General features: G+C 53.9%; 4 protein-coding genes and 1 pseudogene. All 5 read right to left on the reverse strand.

From position 1 onward, the window contains the following. Window positions 1–276: pseudogene (locus lacNas_RS13215) on the reverse strand (rod shape-determining protein MreC); the annotation flags it as partial. A gap of 49 nt (window positions 277–325) precedes the next feature. Continuing rightward, window positions 326–1,330 carry a rod shape-determining protein gene (locus lacNas_RS13220; RefSeq protein ID WP_004560533.1) on the reverse strand — a complete coding sequence of 335 codons (1,005 nt, stop codon included), beginning with the start codon at window positions 1,328–1,330 and terminating at the stop codon, window positions 326–328. A gap of 90 nt (window positions 1,331–1,420) precedes the next feature. After that, on the reverse strand, window positions 1,421–2,035 hold the full coding sequence (locus tag lacNas_RS13225; RefSeq protein WP_201331212.1) for a JAB domain-containing protein: 615 nt from the start codon (window positions 2,033–2,035) through the stop codon (window positions 1,421–1,423). Between the two features lie 49 nt (window positions 2,036–2,084). Further along, window positions 2,085–2,765, reverse strand: a complete 681-nt coding sequence (locus tag lacNas_RS13230; RefSeq protein ID WP_201331213.1) for an HAD family hydrolase — start codon at window positions 2,763–2,765, stop codon at window positions 2,085–2,087. An 18-nt stretch (window positions 2,766–2,783) separates the two neighbouring features. Continuing rightward, a partial coding sequence (locus lacNas_RS13235; RefSeq protein ID WP_373868173.1) for a glutamate ligase domain-containing protein occupies window positions 2,784–3,116 on the reverse strand: 333 nt, incomplete at its 5' end.

Genomic DNA, 3,116 nt, shown 5'->3' on the forward strand with positions numbered 1-3,116 from the left:
AACCTGCGCCAGTTCGGAAACCTTCTTTTTCAGCCGGCTGTTTTCATCGGCGGCGTTCATCAATTCGCTCACGCTGTCGATGCCGTCGTTGAACCAGGAAACCGGAACGCTGACGATTCTTGAGCCGACTGACACGATGTCGTTGCCCAGGCGCTGAACCAGCAAAGGCGCGCTCAAGTTGTTTCTCAGCATCACCGTTGATCCCAGCGAGGCCGCCAAAACCGCCACCGTTCCGAAAGCGGCCAACATTTTTCTGTTTTGAAAGAAATTCTTCATAGACACCCATCCAATATAAAAACCGGCCAAAGGCCGGTTTTCTTATTTCTTATCTGCTAGTCTTCCGCATTACGTCCAAGTGCTTCAGAGATTCACCGGTCCCAATTGCCACACAGTCAAGTGGGTCTTGAGCGATGAAGACAGGTACCTTGGTAGCGTCAGAGATGACTTCTGGCAAATTCTTGAGCAAGGCACCACCACCGGTCAGGACGATGCCATGGTCAATTACGTCTGCGGCAATTTCAGGAGAAGTCAATTCCAAAGTTTCCTTGATCGCAACAATGATGTCTTGAACAACGTCTTGAATGGCAGTAGCAACGTCAACGGCACTGATTTCCAATGACTTAGGCAGGCCAGATACCAGGTCGCGGCCGCGGATCGTCATTGATTCGATTTCCTTGGCTGCCTCAACAGAAGCTGAGCCGATCTGGATCTTGATGTCTTCGGCGGTTCTTTCACCAATCAGCAGGTTGTACTTGCCGTGAACGAAATTGGTAATTGCCTGGTTGAACTTGTCGCCGGCCTGGCGGATTGAAGTTGAAGAAACGATGCCGCCCAGAGAAATCGTGGCAACGTCAGTCGTACCACCACCGATGTCAACAACCATTGAACCGGTCGGTTCCATAACCGGCAAACCAGCACCGATGGCTGCGGCGAAAGGCTCTTCGATCACGTAAGCTTCGCGGGCGCCAGCCACGCGGGCAGCGTCGATGACGGCCCGCTTTTCAACTTCAGTGACGCCTGAAGGCACGCAGATCATGACTGAAGGCTTTGAATTGCCAACCGTCTTGCCCATGAAGTACTTCAGCATGGCAGCAGTCGTGTCGTAGTCGGCAATAACCCCGTCCTTCATCGGACGGATGGCTACGATTGAGCCTGGGGTTCTGCCGATCATTTCCTTGGCTTCTGAACCTACCGCAATAACTTCGCCAGTCTTCGTATTCTTGGCAACAACTGAAGGCTCACGCAATACGATGCCTTTGCCTTCAACATAGACCAGGGTGTTGGCAGTACCCAGGTCAATACCGATATTCTTTGAACCTAATCCAAACACGGATATCTCTCCTTATTTACTCGCTTAATCTTGCTTAATTATAGCATAATGCCCGTGAAAGTCATGGATTGGCAGAAAATTAAGCTAATTTTAAAACAATTCTCTTTCCCGCAGGCTTAAATACTCGCCCCCGCCGACGATGAAGTGGTCCAAGAAGGTGATCTTCATGATCTTGCTGGCCTGCTTGAGCCCCTTGGTCAGTTCCAAGTCGTTGCTCGACGGCGTCAGCGACCCGCTCGGATGGTTGTGCGCCACGATGATGCTGGCGCAGCCGTACACCACGGCCCAGCGGAAGATTTCCCGGGGATGTACCCAGGAGCGGTCGAGGGTTCCTTGAAAAAGCATTTTTTCGCCCAGAAGGTTCTGCTGCTGGTCAAAATACAGAACCCAGAACTGCTCCTGCTTCTGTCCCAGCAGCTTGTCGGCCAGATAATTGCCGATTTTCGAGCTGCTGCTCCAGTCAAAGCTGCGCCGCATGTCAGTCCGGCGCAGGCGGTCCAGCGCGACTTCGATCGTCAAGGCCAGGTCGCCGGGACAGGCCGGGCCGGAAGCATAATCCAGCAGGTCCTTGAAACTGGTGATCTGCTTTTGCTCAAGCAGGTCCAGCAAGCCGGCAAAATTCTGGCAGGGAAGCTGGTCAAACAGCAGCTTGAGCAAGTCGCGGTCGCTTTCAACATAGTAGTAGTTTGGCGTCTTTTCGGTCATTTGAAATTTCCTCCTTATTGTTACGCTCTACTACTAACTACGCCAAAAGCTAGGAAACTTTCTTTAAAAATTCAAAAAAGTCCTGGCAAATCAACTGCGCCCGCTGCCGGTCCTTGGCGCTGGCGGCTTTGAGGTCCGGAATCATGACGCAGTCAATCCCGGCGTTTTCGGCCGATTCCACGCCCATGCTGGAATCCTCAAAGACCAGCAGCTGGTCTTTGGCCAAGCCGCTGCGCTGCTGGGCGGCCAGGTACAAGTCCGGGAAGGGCTTGGAACGCAGCTTTTTCTCAGCGACCTCGTCATGGGTCACGATAAAGTCAAAGCAGTTGCGGCAGCCAGTCACCCACAAGTTGTGGTCAACCACTGACTTGTAGTTGTTGCTGGCGATGCCGATCGTCAATCCCAGGCGGCCAAACAGGTCCAGCGCTTCCTGAACGCCGGCCTTCAAGTGCAGCTTGCCCTGGTCGGTCCACTCCCAGACCAGGTCATCGGTGCGCTTGACAAAGGCCTGGCGGACTTCGTCGCTTGGGAAATACTTTTGATAAAATTCATCCATTGCCTTGACGCTGGCACCGACCAGTTCCAAGTAGGCATCATCGCCAATGCCCAGCTCGTATTCCCGGGCCGCCTGGATGTTGGCCCGCCAGTACAGTTCTTCCGAGTTGACCAGGAGGCCGTCCATGTCAAAAATGACCCCCTGCTTGTCTTCTTTCAAACCGGCAACTCTCATATCAGAGTCTCCTTTCTCTTATTCGCCCGCCTGCAAAAGCTGCAAGGCAGCACTGACCAGGTAAAAGGAACCCGTGACCAGCACGAGATCCCTGTCAGCAGCCCTGCCAGCAAGCTGGTCAAGGGCCTGCTTTAAGTCGCCTTCATAGGCAAAACGCTCCCGGGCCCAGGCCGGAAAATCAGCCTGCTTGGCCGCCCGCGGATAAGGCAGGCTGGTCAAGGTCACCGCTTCCTCAGTAAACAAGGCCAAGAAATCGCTCAAGTCCTTGTCCTTCATCATGGCTGCCAGAACCAGGAGCCGGCCGCCCCTTTCCCGAGCCAGGCGGCGGGCATAAGGCAGCAGCTGCTGGCC

It is taken from the genome of Lactobacillus nasalidis (assembly GCF_016587775.1).
Classification (GTDB): domain Bacteria; phylum Bacillota; class Bacilli; order Lactobacillales; family Lactobacillaceae; genus Lactobacillus; species Lactobacillus nasalidis.

Coding starts and splice junctions, on each gene's coding strand:
- lacNas_RS13230 (WP_201331213.1), bottom strand. CDS start 2,765: ATGAGAGTTGCCGGTTTGAAAGAAGACAAGCAGGGGGTCATTTTTGAC.
- lacNas_RS13225 (WP_201331212.1), bottom strand. CDS start 2,035: ATGACCGAAAAGACGCCAAACTACTACTATGTTGAAAGCGACCGCGAC.